This is a genomic window from Pseudomonas abietaniphila (assembly GCF_900100795.1).
In the GTDB taxonomy this organism is placed as follows: Bacteria; Pseudomonadota; Gammaproteobacteria; order Pseudomonadales; family Pseudomonadaceae; genus Aquipseudomonas; species Aquipseudomonas abietaniphila.
Map to the genome: position 1 here is coordinate 1 of NZ_FNCO01000034.1, position 18,570 is coordinate 18,570.

Genomic DNA, 18,570 nt, shown 5'->3' on the forward strand with positions numbered 1-18,570 from the left:
CCTGGCGATAAGGGTGATCGCGTCCGCTTAAAAATAGGCGGACACCATCGCCTTTAATTCCGGATTTCTGAAGGTGTGTTCGCTGGCCGCTTACCGCCAAAAACCAAAAACCAAAAACCAAAAACCAAAAAGCCCCAACTCTCACGAGCCGGGGCTTTTCGTTTTCAGCGCAACGCGACGATCAATACTTCTCGATCTTCGCCGCCGACTGCAGCTGAGACTGATACGACTCGAAGTCCTGACGCCCCTCACGGGATGCCAGGAAACGACGGTACTGCGTCTTCTCGGCATCGGTCGCCGGCGCCGCCTGATTCACGCCATTGAGGCGCACAATCACGAAGCTGCCGTCCGCCGCGGTCAGGCTGCCATAGACCGGCTTGTCCTTGCCCTCTGGCTTAGGCATACGGAACAGCGCCTGCAGCACCTGAGGATCAACACCCTCCTGACTGCGAGAAGCGGCTTCCACGACCTTCCAGTTCTGACCTTCCTGCTTGGTGGCACTGTAAGGAACCTTGCCATCACGCAGACTGGCCAGCAGCGCCTCGCCCTTGCCTTTGACGGCTTCGCTGGCGTGCTGTTTGGTCAGCTGGGCACGAATCGCGCTGGAAACAGCTTCCAGAGGCAACTGCTCCGGCTGACGGTGTTCCTTGACATGCACGACCACCGTGGTTTCCGGATCGAGCTCAAGCGCAGAACTGTTGGAACCCTCTTCCATCACTTCCTGACTGAACGCTGCCTGGATCACCGCACGGTTAGCCGCGATGCCCTCGCCGCCTTCACGACCAAACGGCGCCGTGGTCTGCACCTTCACGCCCAGATCCTGAGCAGGCTGAACCAAGTCAGACGCTTCATACGCGGCGTCTTGCAGTTTCTTGCTCGCGTCTACGTACTTCTGCTCAACCTGTTGAGACTTCAGGTCATGCGTCAGCTTGTCTTTCAGGCTGGCGAAGGTCGGGACCGACGGGGCCTCAACGCCCAGCAGCTTGATCAGGTGCCAGCCGAACTGGCTGCGAACCGGTGCCGATACCTGATCCTTGTTCAACGCATACAGTGCGTCTTCGAAGGCCGGATCATAAACACCCTTGCCGGCGTAGCCCAGGTCACCGCCCTTGGCCGACGAGCCAGGGTCCTGCGAGAACTCCTTGGCCAGTGCCGCGAAGTTTTCACCCTTGGCCAGACGCGCCTGAATCTCTTCGATCTTCGCCTTGGCCTGCGCATCGGTGGTCTTGTCGTTGACTTCGATCAGGATGTGCGCAGCGCGACGCTGCTCAGCCAGGTTGGCGATTTCTTTCTGGTACGCCGCCTGCAGATCTTCGTCCTTCACCGACACCTTGTCGAAGAACGAGGATTTCTTCAGCTCGATGTAGTCGAGCACAACTTGCTCGGGGCTGAGGAATTCCTTGGCGTGCTGGTCGTAGTGCGCCTTGATTTCGTCGTCGGTGACCTTCACGTTCGACGGATCGGCTGGCAGCGTCAGGGTCGCGAAATCACGCGTCTGCTTTTCCAGACGAGCGAACGCGTCAACCTGTGCGTCAGTGATGAACGCACTGCCTGCGATGCCCGCACGGATCTGGCCGATCAGCATTTCCTGACCGAGGATCTGGCGGAATTGCATGCGGGTGTAGCCCAACTGACGAATCACCTGATCAAAACGGTCGGCGCTGAACTTGCCATCGACCTGAAATTCAGGCGTCATCAGGATCTGCTGATCCAGCGCAGCTTCGGAGAAACCGAACTTCGCATCGGCTGCGCCCTGCAGCAGCAGCTTGCGGTCGATAAGGCCCTTGAGGGCCGAGTCGCGCAGCATCTTCTCATTGAGCATCGCAGGATCGAAATCCTTGCCCAGTTGTTGCATCAACTGACGGCGTTGCATTTCAACCGCCTGGCCCAGATCGGTCTGAGTGATCTCGTCGCCATTGACCTTCGCAGCATCCTGACTGTGGCTGGTGGCCCTGAAAATGGCATCGAAACCCGTCAGGGCCATCAGCGCCACGATGACCCCGATGATGGTCTTGGCAATCCAGCCTTGTGAATTGTCCCTGATATTTTGCAGCATGCGTCCCCCAGAACGGTTGTATTCGACTCACAAACCGCCGAGCGTGGGTGAAATCCGGATAGAAGAAAGGCGCATCCGAGGATGCGCCTTCTCGTCGTAACAGGTGTAACCAGTGAAGCGGGCAAAACGAACAGGGTTCGAATGTGCGTTCCCTGAGGTGACAGGCCAGCGCTTGACCAACCGCCCGTGCCGCTTCACGACCAGAACAGGGATAACCCTGTCCTGGGGATAGGCAAAGGTAAAAAAGAAACTTAGTTGACGGCTTCTTTCAGAGCTTTACCGGCTTTGAAGCCTGGTTTCTTGGCAGCTGCAATTTTCAGCGCTTCACCGGTCTGTGGGTTACGGCCGGTACGAGCAGGACGATCAGTTACGGAGAACGTGCCGAAGCCAACCAGTACAACAGAGTCGCCAGCCTTAAGAGCGCCAGTGACGGATTCGATTACTGCGTCCAGCGCACGGCCAGCAGCAGCTTTCGGGATGTCAGCGGATGCGGCGATAGCATCAATCAGTTCCGACTTGTTCACTCTAAGTCCCCTTATATCTATCTATTTTGAGTATATTTTCTAAGTTTTTTGGTGAAGCCAGACAAACGCTGAATGGCCTTCTGACGCTGCAAAGAGCCGCTTTATAACAAGGGCTCTAAAAAGCTGTCAAGGAAGGCCCCCCAGACTAATGCGTGCTAATTCTTTCCTTAGAGTCAGACTCGCGTTTTTCATCCTTTGCAACCATCTCCGGAGCCACATCCGGCAAGGGCTCCGGCGCGTATTGCAGCGCAATTTGCAGGACTTCGTCAATCCATTTAACCGGTTTGATTTGAAGATCCTGCTTGATATTGTCAGGAATTTCTTTCAAATCACGCACGTTTTCTTCTGGAATGATCACCGTTTTAATTCCACCACGGTGTGCCGCCAGTAGTTTTTCCTTCAAGCCACCAATCGCCAGAACCTGACCGCGAAGGGTGATTTCACCCGTCATTGCCACGTCCGCACGGACCGGGATCTGGGTGAGTGCCGAAACCAGTGCCGTGCACATGCCTACACCCGCGCTAGGGCCGTCTTTAGGCGTCGCCCCTTCCGGCATATGGATGTGGGTGTCGCGCTTCTCGTGGAAGTCCAGAGGGATGCCCAGGCTTTTCGCCCGACTGCGCACAACCGTCAGTGCAGCGGTGATCGATTCGACCATCACATCACCCAACGAGCCGGTCTTGATCAGCTGGCCTTTACCCGGGACCACTGCCGCTTCGATGGTCAGCAATTCGCCACCCACCTGAGTCCACGCCAGGCCCGTGACTTGACCGATTTGATCCTGCTGCTCGGCAAGGCCGTAGCGGAATTTGCGTACACCGAGGAAGTTTTCGAGCATTGCAGCCGTCACCACGACCGCAAAGCGCTTCTCGTGAGCGTGCTCTTTGACTGCCTTACGGCAGACTTTGGCGATCTGACGCTCTAGGCTACGCACGCCAGCTTCACGCGTGTAGTACCGGATAATGTCGCGTATGGCCTCTTCTTCGAACTCGATTTCACCTTTTTTCAGGCCGTTCGCAGCGATCTGCTTCGGCGAGAGGTACTTGGTGGCGATGTTGATCTTCTCGTCTTCGGTGTAGCCCGGCAGACGGATCACTTCCATACGGTCCAGCAGCGCCGCAGGAATGTTCATCGAGTTCGCGGTGCAAAGGAACATCACATCGGACAGGTCGTAATCGACCTCCAGATAGTGATCGTTAAAGTTGTGGTTCTGCTCGGGATCGAGCACTTCGAGCAGTGCTGACGCCGGGTCGCCCCGCATGTCGCTGCCCATTTTGTCGATTTCGTCGAGCAGGAACAGCGGGTTGCGCACGCCGACCTTGGTCATTTTCTGAATCAGACGGCCTGGCATCGAACCGATGTAGGTACGACGGTGACCGCGAATTTCAGCTTCGTCACGCACACCGCCCAACGCCATGCGCACGAACTTGCGGTTGGTGGCGTGAGCGATCGACTCCGCCAGCGAGGTTTTACCCACGCCAGGCGGACCGACCAGGCACAGCACCGGACCACGAATCTTCTTCACGCGCTTTTGCACGGCGAGGTATTCGAGGATCCGTTCTTTGACTTCTTCCAGACCGTAGTGATCGGCATCGAGGATGTCTTCAGCGCGCGCCAGGTCCAGACGCACCTTGCTTTGTGCCTTCCAAGGCACCTGCACCAGCCAGTCGATGTAGGAACGCACGACCGTTGCTTCAGCGGACATCGGCGACATCTGCTTGAGCTTGTTCAACTCGGCAGTGGCTTTTGTCATCGCATCTTTGGGCAGGCCAGCGGCGTCGATGCGCTTTTTCAGCTCTTCGATTTCGTTGTGGCCTTCATCGCTGTCGCCGAGTTCCTTCTGAATGGCCTTCATCTGCTCATTCAAGTAGTACTCGCGCTGACTGCGCTCCATTTGTTTTTTCACACGGCCGCGAATGCGCTTCTCGACCTGCAACAGGTCGATTTCAGCATCCAGCAACGCCAGCACGTGTTCGACACGCGCAGGCAGGTCAATGATCTCGAGGATTTCCTGCTTCTGCTCGATTTTCAGCGCCATGTGCGCTGCCATGGTATCGACCAGACGGCCCGGCTCATCAATGCTGTTGAGCGATGACAGGACCTCAGCCGGGACCTTCTTGCCCAGCTGCACATATTGTTCGAACTGCGCCAGGAGGCTGCGCACGAACACTTCGGATTCGCGGTCAGGCGCGTCGACTTCGTCGATCAGCGCGACTTCGGCACGGCAATGGCCGTCCACTTCGATGAAACGCTCTACCGAGCCACGCTGCTCACCTTCCACCAGCACTTTGACGGTGCCGTCAGGTAGCTTCAGCAGCTGCAATACAGTTGCAATCGTACCCACGCTATAAAGAGCGTCTTCACCAGGATCATCGTCTGCTGGGTTTCTTTGCGCGAGCAGCAGGATCTGCTTGTCGCCCGTCATCGCGGCCTCAAGGGCCTCGATGGACTTCTCGCGACCCACGAACAGTGGGATAACCATGTGCGGATACACCACGACATCGCGCAATGGCAAGAGAGGCAGTTCAATGGTCGTCTTCATGATTTCGCCTCTACGGCGGCCTTTAGGCCATGGACAGATAGAAATAAGCTGAAAATCAAGATGGGGGTAGATACCCAAAAAAACAAGCGTCGCTTTGAGTTAATGCGAAAGAGACGGTGAAATGCAAAAGGGGCCCGAGGGCCCCTTTCTTTTCCAGTCGCCCGGTACGAAGCCTTCCGGCTTACGCGTCGGGAGCCGCCTTGGCGGGTGGCTCGCTGTTTTCGTAGATCAACAGCGGCTTGGACGTACCTTCGATCACGCTTTCGTCGATCACCACTTTACTCACGTCGGTTTGCGACGGGATTTCGTACATGGTGTCGAGCAGCACGCCTTCGAGGATGGACCGCAGACCACGGGCACCTGTCTTGCGCTCCAGCGCACGACGAGCAACCGACTTCAGCGCATCGGTGCGGAACTCCAGGTCCACACCTTCCATTTCGAACAACTTGCCGTACTGCTTGGTCAGCGCGTTCTTTGGCTCGGTCAGAATCTGCATCAGCGCAGCTTCGTCCAGCTCGTCCAGGGTCGCCAGTACTGGCAGACGGCCCACGAATTCCGGAATCAGACCGAACTTGACCAGATCGTCAGGCTCGACCTCACGCAGGGATTCGCCAACCTTCTTGCCCTCTTCCTTGCTGCGCACTTCGGCATTGAAACCGATGCCGCCCTTGGTGGAGCGATTCTGGATGACCTTTTCCAGGCCCGAGAACGCACCGCCGCAGATGAACAGGATGTTGCGCGTGTCCACCTGCAGGAATTCCTGCTGTGGATGTTTGCGACCGCCCTGCGGCGGAACGGAAGCCACAGTGCCCTCGATCAGTTTCAGCAAGGCTTGTTGCACGCCCTCGCCAGACACGTCACGCGTAATCGAAGGGTTATCGGATTTGCGCGAGATCTTGTCGATCTCGTCGATGTAGACAATACCCATCTGGGCCTTCTCGACATCGTAATCGCATTTCTGCAACAGCTTCTGGATGATGTTTTCCACGTCCTCACCCACATAACCGGCTTCGGTCAGGGTGGTGGCGTCGGCGATGGTGAACGGTACGTTGAGCAAACGTGCCAGCGTTTCCGCCAGCAGGGTCTTGCCGGAGCCCGTAGGGCCGATCAGCAGGATGTTGCTCTTGCCCAGTTCAACGTCGTCATTTTTCTTGTCGCGCTGGTTCAGACGCTTGTAGTGGTTGTACACCGCTACTGCGAGAACCTTTTTGGCACGCTCCTGACCGATGACGTACTGGTCAAGGATGCCGCTGATTTCTTTAGGCGATGGTAATTTATGCGCGCTGCTTTCTGCCTGTGCTTCCTGCACCTCCTCGCGGATGATGTCATTGCACAGGTCGACGCACTCGTCACAGATAAATACCGAGGGGCCGGCAATCAACTTGCGCACTTCATGCTGGCTTTTGCCGCAGAAGGAGCAATAAAGCAGTTTGCCGTTGTCCTCGCCGTTGCGGGTGTCAGTCATTCGATCGATCCAATCCGGTAGGCTTGCAACACAAGATGAAGGCAATTGCGGGCTTTTTCAAGTCCGCAGGCGGTAAGGACGTGCCGACCGCCTGGGATTACTGCCTATCAAGCAATCATTTGATCATTTGACGTTTGTCGAGCACCGAGTCCACCAGACCGTATTCAGCAGCGCGTTCGGCGCTCATGAAGTTGTCGCGGTTGGTGTCGCGCTCGATGGTTTCCAGCGACTGACCTGTATGGTGGGCCAGCAGTTCGTTCAGACGCTGGCGAATGTACAGGATTTCCTTGGCGTGAATGTCGATGTCCGACGCCTGCCCCTGGAAACCGCCCAGTGGCTGGTGAATCATCACGCGGGAGTTAGGCAGCGCGAAACGCTTGCCCTTCGCACCGCCAGCCAGCAGGAAAGCGCCCATGCTGCACGCCTGCCCCATGACCGTCGTCGAAACGTCTGGCTTGATGAACTGCATGGTGTCGTAAATCGCCATGCCAGCCGTCACCGAACCACCAGGGGAGTTAATGTAGAGATGGATGTCCTTGTCCGGGTTTTCCGCTTCAAGGAACAGCAGTTGCGCCGAGATCAGGTTGGCCATGTAGTCTTCAACCGGGCCGACCAGGAAGATGACGCGTTCCTTGAGCAGGCGGGAGTAGATGTCATAGGCGCGTTCGCCACGGGCGGACTGCTCGATAACCATCGGGACCAGGCCGCCAGCGGCCTGGATGTCAGAGTTCTGCTGAATATAAGAATTGCGGGACATGTCTCGCATTCACTCCCAAATAGTCATGTCTTGAATACGCATAAGCCAGCGCGAAGGCTGGCTTATGGTGTTTTCGAACGAGAGAAAGAAATCAGTCGGCTTGTGGAGCTTCTACCGGCTTGACGGCTTCTTCGTACGAGACCGCTTTATCGGTCACGCTCGCTTTCTGCAAAACAGTATCCACAACTTGCTCTTCCAGCACAACCGAACGCACTTCGTTCATTTGCTGTTCGTTCTTGTAGTACCAGGCCACAACCTGCTCAGGCTCCTGGTAAGCGGAAGCCATTTCCTGGATCAGTTCGCGAACGCGGGCTTCGTCAGGCTTGAGGTCGAACTGCTTGACGACTTCAGCAACGATCAGACCCAGCTCTACGCGGCGCTTGGCCTGCTCTTCGAACAGCTCAGCCGGCAGTTGATCAGGCTTGATGTTGCCACCGAACTGTTGAACGGCCTGAACGCGCAGACGGTTCACTTCGTTTTCCAGCAGTGCTTTAGGCACGTCGATCGGGTTGGCGGCCAGCAGACCGTCCATGACCTGATTCTTGACCTTGGACTTGATGGCCTGACGCAGCTCGCGCTCCATGTTCTTGCGAACTTCGGTGCGGAAGCCTTCGATACCGGTTTCCTTGATGCCGAACTGGTTGAAGAACGCTTCGTTCAGCTCAGGCAGGGTCGGTGCCGACACGGTGTTCACGGTAACGGTGAACTCTGCGGTTTTGCCAGCCAGCTCCAGATTCTGATAATCCTCTGGGAACGTCAGGTTCAGAACGCGCTCTTCGCCCGCTTTGGCGCCAACCAGGCCTTCTTCGAAACCAGGGATCATGCGACCCGAGCCCAGTACCAGCTGAGTGCCAGTCGCCGAGCCGCCAGCGAATGCTTCGCCGTCGATCTTGCCCACGAAGTCGATGTTCAGCTGGTCTTCGTTCTCGGCAGCACGATCGGCCACTTCAAAACGGACGTTCTGCTTGCGCAGGATTTCCAGCATGTTGTCCAGATCGGAGTCAGCGACGTCGGCAGACAGACGCTCTACGGACACGGACTCGAAACCGGCAACGGAGAACTCAGGGAACACTTCGAACGTGGCGACGTACTCGAGGTCCTTGCCTTTTTCGAAGGTTTTTGGCTCGACGGAAGGTGCGCCGGCCGGGTTCAGCTTTTGCTCTACGACAGCTTCGTAGAAGGTCGCCTGGATCAGGTCGCCCAGAGCTTCCTGACGAGCACCGTCTTCGTAACGCTGACGGATCACGCTCATAGGCACTTTGCCAGGGCGGAAGCCCGGGATCTTGGCTTTGCGTGCAGTCTGCTGCAGACGCTTGTTGACTTCCGTCTCGATGCGTTCGGCAGGCACGCCAATGGTCATGCGGCGCTCAAGAGCCGAAGTGTTTTCAACAGAAACTTGCATGGATATTCCTCGTTGCACAGACGATAGCCGGCCATCCCGACCCCAGAATCAAGGGCAAGCATTCTAGTGGGTCAAACACAAGAAGTCACCCCACGGCGTGTGGCTAATCTTCCAAGGCTCTGAGGCCCCGTGCCGGAGCCTCGATCAATGCGCTTTCTCCTGTCGCGCAGGCTTGCGGCGCAGTGCGGCCGGCTGAGGTGCAGCTCATCGGAAATACCGCCCCACTGTCATTTCTGACAGCTTTCAAAATAGCGCATCGGGTTTATAAACCTAATCAGCGGCACAACGCGCATGGGGATGCGCCAGCCGCCAAAGGGCCTCTCAGGCATCGGGCCCGCCATTTCAAGGGACAAGTCAATCGTAAAGGACACATTGCCATGCACGCACCTCTGCACCATAACCCCGGCATTCTGGACACCGCTCCCACCAGCCTCCTGGCGACTTCGGCGGCCCCCGTCACCCTGACACCCAAGGAAAAGCAAGTCGGTCACTGGGGAAACAAAGGCAAGTCTTCATGGGAGATCGCGCAAATCCTGGCCTGCACCGAGGCCACGGTCAATTTTCACTTCGCCAATATCCGGCGCAAATTCAGTGTCGGCTCCCGTTGGCTCGCATTGCGCAAAGCGGCGGAAATGGGCCTGCTCGACGAATGAAATTACCGACCAAGGACCTTTAAGGCCGCTTTTAAATATCCAAACCCCACAGACAATTAAGAATTGCCCTACACAACAAACGCGAACAGCGTACAGAGAGTTCCTACAAACCCTTGTTAAAGTTCCAGCGCTTTCAAATAGGCGGGGTCCGAAAACGGCTCCGCCGATACCCGCCATTGCTCACTGCCTGTCAAACCCTGCACCGCCTGAGCCTCTAGCATGAATACCCACCCGCGAGCCCTACGCCCCCGATTGACCCCACGACACATCCTGCTGGCAGATGACCATCCTGTGGTATTGCTGGGAGCACGCATGTCGTTGAGCAATGGTCGGCATCACGGCGCTTCTATCAGTGATGCCCATAACGCCGACCAATTGATCGAACACCTTCACCATCGCCCTTGTGAGCTGTTGATCACTGACTTCTCCATGCCCGACAGCCAGAAACCCGACGGGCTGGCGCTGATCAGCTATATACGTCGCCATTTCGAAGCGTTGGACGTCATTGTCATGAGCATGTTCGACAGCCCCGCCCTGTGGAGGAACCTGCTCGATCTGGGGGTTCGGGGCTTGTTCGACAAACAGGACTCGTTGACCGAGCTCGACTGCGCACTGGACACCGTCTGCCGAGGGCACATTTATATAAGCCCGAGCATTGGCGACCGGCTGGATACGCCAGCCTGCGATACGCACACCGACTCCGCCCTGTCCATCCGCGAAGTGGAAGTGGTGCGGCTGCTTTACCAGGGATTGTCAGGGCGACAGATCGCCGAACGCCTCAATCGCAGTGAAAAAACCGTCAGCCGCCACAAACGGACCGCAATGCAAAAACTGGGGCTCATCCATGACAGCGGTTTGATCGAGTACGGACGTGCCCTGGGACTCAATGGGGCGTCACGATCCGTGAGCGCGCCTCGTCGCCGGGCAAAGGAATGGGCCGTTTGAACACTGGGCGAAGTGATGTCGATGCAGATGCACATCAGAAGAAGTAAGCCGGCCTTTTAAGGAAATAGGCAGGTCTGACCAGGTAGGAGAGTGTCGTGTTCATCACACCGGTCCTGATTGCCGTCACACCGTTTTGCGGCGAAAAGACGCGGTAAGTCCCCCTCACGGTGTCGCTCGCCCGATTCCGTGTTGCTGACCGAGACCTCGGTTCAATATCCTTCGACTGATTTTGTAATTATTCAGAAAACTCAACCCCGCCAGCCCCGCAGCGGCAAGGCCCAGGCCTAATGACGACTGCCATGACAAATGCCCTGATGGGTCAATGCGATTGACAGGATCTCCCAGGCAATACGCATAAGGATTCAAACCGCCCTCACCCAAAGGGCTCAAGTTGTCAGGGCTGTTGAAGCGCATGAGCACCGGATTGAACGCCCGGTAACCTGCGCCCAGCAGATAATGCCCCGTCACCGATTCACGACGTTCACCATTGAAACCCAACCCGCCGGTCAGGCCATTGGTGTTCTGGCTATGGCCATAGGGGGTGTAGACCAAGCCTGCTTGCTCCTGCGCCGCCCTCTTGTGCAAAACAGTGCGGCGCTGGTCCGTGCCCAAGAGCGTGGTGTGCAAGTCGTCACGCCAGCCCGTATTTCCGCGCCAGATGCCTGCTCGGTCCACTTTGGGCGTGCCCTGCAGTGTTCTGATCATGTATGCCCACCAACCCGTATCACGTTTACCGTTTTGGTTGATTCATCCACCCAGAAGGTCGCACGCGCTTTTTTACTTAGTCTGATCTGATACTGCTGCACCTCTGTGTAGCTTGAGGTGCCATCGACCTCGGATGGCATTGAAACCTTCGCTAAACTCTTGAAGTTGGTGTCGCCAGCCTGCCTGGCTGCATGTGCATAGTGAGCGCCGTCGTTATTGATAGCATTTTGAAACCTATCCCACTTTTCCTGCTCCGTAGTTGTCAGACCGCTCTTGTTGAAGCTGACTTTTGTCTTGTCGATGGACCAGCGTTGCGCAGCCTTTCCTGCTCCTCGCCCACTCACCGGGAAGCCTATCCTGCCATTGACCCGCTGCATCCGGTTTAACCCGCGCAGTACCGGCAACGCTCGCCTCGAGTGCGGTCTGATCTTTAGCTTTATTCCTCCTCCAAATCCTCCCACCGCTCCGGCAGCAAATCCGAGTCCCATGCTGATCTTGCCCAACAGGTCGCCTTCCTCCCCGCCCGTAGCCGTTCCCGCTATCCCAGTCCCTACAGACGCGAGCTCCAGGCCCACACCGATGACCATTGCGGTATTCCCGGCGGCAGCAGCGGTGCTGGCAGCCATCGTGCCCGCCAAGAAGGTTCCGACACCACCGGATACAACGCCCAGTGCGATACCGCCGGCGATGCCGATTGCCATCATCGCCCAGCTCGGCAAATGCCCTGTCGGATCCACGAAGTTCACCGGATCGCCCACGCAGTAGGCGTAAGGATTCAAGCCACCCGCCTCGAACGGACTCAAGCTGTCCGGGCTGTTGAACCGCATGAGCACCGGATTGAATGCCCGGTAACCGGCACCCAGCAGATAATGCCCCGTCACTGATTCACGGCGCTCGCCATTGAAACCCAGCCCGCCGGTCAGGCCATTGGTGTCCTGGCTATGGCCATAGGGGGTGTAGACCAAGTCTGCTTGATCCTGCGCCGCCCTTTTGTGCAAAACAGTGCGTCGCTGGTCCGTGCCCAAGAGCGCGGTCTCCCAGGACGGATCATCAGGCGGGCGTTGGTGCGGCATGCCTTGATAGCTCTGCATGACCGAATGGGGCGAAGTCGCTTGAATGCCGGTCGCAGTGCCGCCGTCGCTGCTAACCGGTCGCAACGTATCTGGCGGGGGCGGCAAAGACGCAGTTACACAGTCAGTTGCTTTGCCATCACAGGGGGATAGGTGCAAACATGTAGAGGTGTTCATTGATAAATCCTCCTTGGCAAACGTGTTCATCACACCGATCCTGATTGCCGCCACACCGTTTGACGGAAGAAAAACCGATCATTAAACGTCACCCCGCACACTTGGAAACCGTTCATGCGCTCAACGTCATCAGCCGCCAGCACCGTCTGAAAACAATGTATAACCGCAACATGAAACCTGCGACAGCCGCCCTAAACAGTAGACACGTCAATATCGAACCTAACTTTTCTCTGCACACGGTCAACCGTAGACATCGTCGAACTATCCGTTTTTTTTAAAGCCGACTTAGGCACCTTAAAAGAATTCATAAAAGCTTCCGACTCTGACTCAGGAACAATGCGACGTCTCCTTCCTAATTTATCCACCCCGATGCGTTTGCGTTTAAGTGCACCCATCCCAGCCATACTGTATAAAGAGTCCGGCAATTGCGACACCAAATCCGGATGTAAAGAACTGTAATATGCATTCGACACATCAGAGATTTCAGCGCGACCAAAGTGTTTATACGCTGCTGTGCGTTTGTATACTGCGGCAGCTTTAAGCGGAGCGTTCATCCTTCCTGCCACTGATTTCATCCCACCCCCAAATCCGCCCACCACCCCGGCGGCAAGCCCGAGCCCCATGCTGATCTTGCCCAACAGGTCTCCTTTTTCGTCCCCGATAGCCATTCCCGCTATTCCCGTTCCCGCAGACGCGAGCTCCAGGCCCACACCGATGACCATTGCGGTATTCCCGGCGGCAGCAGCGGTGCTGGCAGCCATCGTGCCCGCCAAGAAGGTTCCAACACCACCGGATACAACGCCCAGTGCGATACCGCCGGCGATGCCGATCGCCATCATGGCCCAACTCGGCAAATGCCCCGTTGGATCAACGAAGTTCACGGGATCGCCCACGCAGTAGGCGTAAGGATTCAAGCCACCCGCCTCGAACGGACTCAAGCTGTCCGGGTTGTTAAACCGCATGAGCACCGGATTGAATGCCCGGTAACCTGCGCCCACCAGATAATGCCCCGTCACCAATTCACGGCGCTCCCCATTGAAACCCAACCCGCCGGTCAGGCCACTGGCGTCCTGGTTATGGCCATAGGGGGTGTAGACCAAGTCTGCTTGATCCTGCGCCGCCCTTTTGTGCAAAACAGTGCGTCGCTGGTCCGTCCCCAGCAGCGTGGTCTCCCAGGGCGGATCACCAGGCTGGTGTTGGTGCGGCATGCCGCCATGGTTCTGCATGGCCGAATGTGGCGAAGTCGTCTCACCGCCTGGCGCGGAATCATTGCTGCCGTAAAACGGTCGCACCGGATTCGCCAAGGACGGCAAGGCGGCGGCAAAACGGTCAAATGCTTCGCCTCCATTGGGGTATACGCACACACATTTAGACGTGGTCATTAATTTTCCCTCCATACACCTGCCAACTGTTTATCCCTTTGACATCGGCAACCAATATTAACGATGAGATGAAGAACAAAGCATTCACTTAACGATTACACACACCCCTCTTTAAACTGTTGTTTTCATACAAAGTCGCAACGCGATTAATCCAGACTCAGCCTGCGAGGATTGATAGAACTTATAGTGCTTGACCTAATATGCCACTGATCCTGAACAGGCCCCATGTAAGGTTCAACTGCCGTTCTCCAGTTACCGATCCTAGAGGTCGCATACCTTCTTCCCCACTGATCATTTCCCTCTCGAAAGCGTGCTCGATTACCCTCGGCCGCATGCTGAGCATCCAGACTATTCCCTACCGTTTCTCGGCGTGGGTTGTCGTAACTTATCTTCAATTGCGCATCAAATTCTGAGTCAGGACGGTTAGCGTAACTTCTAGTCACTTTCCCATAATCCTCTGCATGACCTTTTTTCCCATACTGTGCGGCTTCCATTTTATTTGTCGTTCTGACGTTCAACTTCATCCCAAACCCGCCCACCACCCCGGCAGCAAGCCCGAGCCCCATGCTGATCTTGCCCAACAGGTTGCCTTCCTCCCCGCCCGTAGCCGTTCCCGCTATCCCAGTCCCTACAGACGCGACCTCCAGGCCCACACCGATGACCATTGCGGTATTCCCCGCGGCAGCAGCGGTGCTGGCAGCCATCGTGCCCGCCAAGAAGGTTCCGACACCACCGGATACAACGCCCAGTGCGATACCGCCGGCGATGCCGATTGCCATCATCGCCCAGCTCGGCAAATGCCCTGTCGGATCAACGAAGTTCACGGGATCGCCCACGCAGTAGGCGTAAGGATTCAAGCCACCCGCCTCGAACGGACTCAAGCTGTCCGGGTTGTTAAACCGCATGAGCACCGGATTGAATGCCCGGTAACCGGCACCCAGCAGATAATGCCCCGTCACCGATTCACGGCGCTCGCCATTGAAACCCAGCCCGCCGGTCAGGCCATTGGTGTCCTGGCTATGGCCATAGGGGGTGTAGACCAAGTCTGCTTGATCCTGCGCCGCTCTTTTGTGCAAAACAGTGCGTCGCTGGTCCGTGCCCAAGAGCGTGGTCTCCCAGAACGGATCATCAGGCGAGCGTTGGGTTGGCAGCCCGTCGTGGCTCTGCAGGGCCGAATGCTGCGACGTCCCTTCAGCGCCAGACGGAAAACCACCGCCCCCCCGATAGGAGCTCTCCGGATCCGTCCGGGGCGGCAAGGCCTCGGCTGGACGGTCAAGGGTTCCATCTTGACTTGGGTCTAAGCGCAAACGTCTGGACATGAGCATTGATAAGTCCTCCTTAACTAACGTGCCAACGGCGTACCTAGCCAATATCATCGGCTATCAACGTCTCATCTACCGGCTATGAAGGTCCCTGGTAACTCACGCTTTAGTACCTTTGAGCCGTTCACGTCTTATGGCTGCCGATCTCGCAGCCTGCTCCGCTTGCTGCTGAGGCGTTTTCGCATTGAAATAACTCAGGAGTTCCTGACGCCGCTCAACGGCCCGAGGCAGTTTTTTTCTTTCAACTTTCCTGGCAGCAGCACCTTTAACCCTATTGTTCAATTGCTGAGCGTTGCTCCTGCCCTCTGTGTGTATTCCTCTCCCTGGGGCCTGGGAAGTCGTCGGTCGCCCTCTTTCAGTTGCAATCCTGGCGATAGGGGCATAATCCTCTGCATGACCTTTTTTCCCATACTGTGCGGCTTCCATTTTATTTGTTGTTCTGACTTTCAACTTCATCCCCACCCCAAAACCGCCCACCACCCCGGCGGCAAACCCGAGCCCCATGCTGATCTTGCCCAACAGGTTTCCTTCCTCCCCGCCCATCACCGTTCCCGCCACTCCCGTCCCCGCAGACGCGAGCTCCAACCCTACCCCCAGAACCATCGAAGCGTTGCCTACAGCGGCAGCGGTGCTGGCGGCCATCGTGCCAGCCACCAAGGTTCCGACACCACCGGACACCACGCCCAGTGCAATGCCGCCGACGATGCCGATCGCCATCATGGCCCAGCTGGGCAGGTGCCCCGTTGGATCGACGAAGTTGACCGGATCGCCTACGCAGTAGGCATAAGGATTCCAGCCACCTTCATCGAAGGGGCTCAGGCTGTCCGGGCTGTGGAAGCGCATCAGCACAGGGTTGTAGGCCCGGTAACCAGCGCCCAGCAGATACCCGCCAGCGTCTTCGCATCGCTCACCGTTGAACCCCAAATGACTGGCCGTCTGCGAGGCCTCTTCGCGATGGCCGTAAGCGGTATAAGAATGGGTGTGTACACGCTGCTGATCGATTTCGCCGAGCACGGTGACACGGCTGTCATTGACCAGCAGCAGGTTCTTTCCCGGCGAATCCTCCCCACTTTTACTGCGTTCAGCCAGCAGATGATCGCCGCCGCGCATGAAACTCAGCTGGTTGCCGTTCGACTCCTTCTGACTCACCAACTGAGCGTCGAGGTAGAAACGGGATTCGGAGGTTGAACCATCGCTGCGACCACTGAGGGTGTCCAGGGCGTCGTAGTGATAGGTGTTGGCGCTCTCGCCAGGCACCGCGCTGACGCTGATCAGGCGACCAATGTCGTCGTACGCCAGCTGCCGTCCTTGTTCATCGACCGTCAGGTTACCGTCCTGGTCATAGTCCAGCATGATCAGTGCAGGGTAAGCAGGGTCGGTGCTGACATTGCGCACCTCGCGCAGTTGCGTCGGATCGACGCCGGAATAGACATAGGTCGCGGTGTTCTGCCCCTGTGCACTGCCGTCGACGAAGAGAGTTGTTACGGTGGTGAGGTTGTTCAAGGCATCGAAATCGAAGACCTGCTCCTTCAGGGTTTTGCCATAAGGATCCAGCGGGCATTGCGTGCCGGTGCAGCGATAGTGCCTCAGACGCGCCCGCAGATCGTACTCATACTGCTCGTCACGCAGGACTTCCGTAGGCGTACCGTCGCTGTTAACCCGCTCCAGCGTGCGCTGCACGACCGCATCGACTTCGTTGTAGCGTTGAGTCAGTTGCTGACGCTCGTCGCCAAAGTCGAAAACGCGCACAGCCTCGCGGCCGAACCCGTCGTACGTCAGCGTGATGAAGACCTGATTACGGAGTGCTGTATCAAGGGTCTGAACATTGGCAGCACGCCCCAGATCATCGTAGGTAAACGTGGTGGTCACCTCGGCGAGACGGGTAGTGCTCAGCCGTCCGGCGGCGTCGTATTCGCAAGTCTGGGCTTGCTGGAAAACGTCGGTGAACGTGATCAGGCGACCGCGCAGGCTGTAGTGGTAATGCGCTTCGGAGTCGTCGCTGCCCTGGATGCGCCGTTCGCTTTTCAGTTTTCCAGTGCTGAAGTACTTGCGACTCATCTTTACGGCCTGCTGGCCTTGCCTGCCGGGGCCGGGCTGTTCGATACACTCGATCAAGCGCGCATTTTGCACGTCGTACTCGTAGTCAGCGGTCGAGCCTGCCATGACCCGCTGCTTGGGCTCTTCGCCCAACTGTGGCGTATATTGGTATTCGATGACCTTGCCGCTGGGACGCTGCACGCTCTCTGGCTGATTCTGCCCAGGCCGATAGGTGAAGGTTTCCTCACGACCACCGGTCCTGGCCATGATTCTGCGCTCCAGACCGTCGAATGCCTGCTCACCCAGCACAATGTCATTGACACTGATCAGGACGGGCAGGTCCTCCCTGCTGTGCAGGGCATAGTCGCGCTTGACCCAGGCACCATCGGCCAGCTCGGTTTCGACCATGCGGTCGAAGGCGTCATAACTGTAAAGCGTGCGACGATTGAGGGCGTCGTACTCCTCAACACTGCGCCCCAAGCCGTCATAGAAGTACTCATGCAGGTACGCGTGCCCCTCTTCGTCGGTGCGCCGCACCTTCAACGGTTTTTCGAATAGATTCTGCGTGGTCTGGGTTTTGTCCGATTTGAGCTTCGTCTGCGCGTACTCGCGCCACTCGGTACGCATCAACGCAACGGGGTCATTGACCTGATGCTGTTGAATCCCGTCGGGGCCTGTCACGCAGCGTTGTTCTCCCCAGTCGTCGTAATCGAATGTGCTGACATAAGGGATGTCGCCATTGATCCAGTCGTACTCGGTTTCCGCTGCCAGATTGCCCAGCAGATCGTGCTCGGCACTGTACGTCAGGCGCCACGCCGGTGCGTTCCCCGATTCCACCGCGTCGACATCCTGACGCTCCTCCCGGACCGTACGATGGAGCCCATCCAGCCAGGTTCGGGTCTTGACGCCTTTGACGTCCGTTGACTCCTGCATGGCCTTGTTCCCGACCGCGCCGCTGAGCCCATAACTGTAAAACCGGCTGGCCTCGTAGTCTGTATCCGGCGCGACCTTCTCCTCGACCACGCGCCCCAGCACGTCGTACCTGTAGCGAATCGCTACATCGTTGTCGTCGCGGGTAAGCAGCGGCTCGCCATTGAGCAACGAATATTCCGAGGTGATTTCTTTCTTGGCAGCGTCCAGGTTGGTGCTGCGGAGTTCAACGGTCCGTTGAACGTATTCGCCCTCAAACCGTTTGGTTTTAGTGTCGTTGAGCGGTTTGCTGTACTCAAAGAGACTGGTTTGGGTAAACCCGTTGAGGGTCACGGCTTCGACGTGTTTACGCCCGAACAAAAACGGGTCACTCACATTGTCGATGTACTGCGTTTCGGTGCGTTGCAGTTCGATATCACCGTTGCCGTCCACCTGCAGCAGCGTTTCGCTGTCCAGCGCCAGCCAGTCGCTCAGCGTGCCCAGGGTCGGTTTGATGCTGTAGCGGTAAACGCTGCGCAGCGTCGGGGCTGCCTCGCCCAGCTTTCGCGGGCTCTGCACGAACGCTGTGAAGTGGCGCTCGAGGGCGCTCACCACGCAGCGGCG

The 18,570-nt window shown here is 57.3% G+C and carries 13 protein-coding genes; 2 read left to right on the forward strand and 11 right to left on the reverse strand.

Features of this window, described 5'->3' with window-relative positions; all coding sequences use genetic code 11:
* Positions 1-181: 181 nt before the first annotated feature.
* The 6 genes from BLS87_RS32825 to tig form a co-directional block, all read right to left on the reverse strand.
* Entirely contained in the window at positions 182-2,056 is a 1,875-nt protein-coding gene (locus tag BLS87_RS32825; protein WP_074759349.1) for a SurA N-terminal domain-containing protein, read from the reverse strand.
* Positions 2,057-2,307: 251 nt separating this feature from the next.
* A complete protein-coding gene (locus tag BLS87_RS32830) occupies positions 2,308-2,580 on the reverse strand; it encodes an HU family DNA-binding protein (RefSeq protein WP_074759350.1) in 273 nt (90 codons plus the stop codon).
* Positions 2,581-2,725: 145 nt separating this feature from the next.
* Positions 2,726-5,122 (reverse strand): endopeptidase La, encoded by a 2,397-nt coding sequence (gene lon, locus BLS87_RS32835; RefSeq protein WP_074759351.1) that lies wholly within the window; start codon positions 5,120-5,122, stop codon positions 2,726-2,728.
* A gap of 181 nt (positions 5,123-5,303) precedes the next feature.
* On the reverse strand, positions 5,304-6,587 hold the full coding sequence (gene clpX / locus BLS87_RS32840; RefSeq protein WP_062390606.1) for an ATP-dependent Clp protease ATP-binding subunit ClpX: 1,284 nt from the start codon (positions 6,585-6,587) through the stop codon (positions 5,304-5,306).
* Between the two features lie 115 nt (positions 6,588-6,702).
* Positions 6,703-7,344 carry an ATP-dependent Clp endopeptidase proteolytic subunit ClpP gene (gene clpP, locus BLS87_RS32845; protein WP_062390604.1) on the reverse strand — a complete coding sequence of 214 codons (642 nt, stop codon included), beginning with the start codon at positions 7,342-7,344 and terminating at the stop codon, positions 6,703-6,705.
* 91 nt (positions 7,345-7,435) lie between these two features.
* On the reverse strand, positions 7,436-8,746 hold the full coding sequence (tig, locus tag BLS87_RS32850; protein ID WP_074759352.1) for a trigger factor: 1,311 nt from the start codon (positions 8,744-8,746) through the stop codon (positions 7,436-7,438).
* A 377-nt stretch (positions 8,747-9,123) separates the two neighbouring features.
* On the opposite strand from tig, the gene BLS87_RS32855 reads away from it, so the two are divergent.
* Positions 9,124-9,399 (forward strand): LuxR family transcriptional regulator, encoded by a 276-nt coding sequence (locus BLS87_RS32855; protein WP_083370824.1) that lies wholly within the window; start codon positions 9,124-9,126, stop codon positions 9,397-9,399.
* Positions 9,400-9,618: 219 nt separating this feature from the next.
* On the forward strand, positions 9,619-10,344 hold the full coding sequence (locus BLS87_RS32860) for a response regulator (protein ID WP_074759353.1): 726 nt from the start codon (positions 9,619-9,621) through the stop codon (positions 10,342-10,344).
* 162 nt (positions 10,345-10,506) lie between these two features.
* Here BLS87_RS32860 and BLS87_RS32865 read toward each other — a convergent pair whose 3' ends face one another.
* From BLS87_RS32865 to BLS87_RS32885, 5 genes are all read right to left on the reverse strand, one after another.
* Positions 10,507-11,049 carry an RHS repeat-associated core domain-containing protein gene (locus BLS87_RS32865; RefSeq protein ID WP_074759354.1) on the reverse strand — a complete coding sequence of 181 codons (543 nt, stop codon included), beginning with the start codon at positions 11,047-11,049 and terminating at the stop codon, positions 10,507-10,509.
* Complete coding sequence (locus BLS87_RS34035) at positions 11,046-12,326, reverse strand: RHS repeat-associated core domain-containing protein (protein WP_074759355.1); 1,281 nt, start codon at positions 12,324-12,326, stop codon at positions 11,046-11,048. Before BLS87_RS34035 ends, BLS87_RS32865 begins: the two co-directional genes overlap by 4 nt.
* Before the next feature lie 161 nt (positions 12,327-12,487).
* The gene (locus tag BLS87_RS32875) at positions 12,488-13,678 is read right to left on the reverse strand and encodes an RHS repeat-associated core domain-containing protein (RefSeq protein WP_074759356.1); all 1,191 of its coding nucleotides are present in this window, start codon (positions 13,676-13,678) and stop codon (positions 12,488-12,490) included.
* 146 nt (positions 13,679-13,824) lie between these two features.
* Positions 13,825-15,003, reverse strand: a complete 1,179-nt coding sequence (locus BLS87_RS32880) for an RHS repeat-associated core domain-containing protein (RefSeq protein ID WP_074759357.1) — start codon at positions 15,001-15,003, stop codon at positions 13,825-13,827.
* Positions 15,004-15,099: 96 nt separating this feature from the next.
* On the reverse strand, positions 15,100-18,570 hold a 3,471-nt coding region (locus tag BLS87_RS32885), incomplete at its 5' end, for an RHS repeat domain-containing protein (RefSeq protein WP_143024546.1).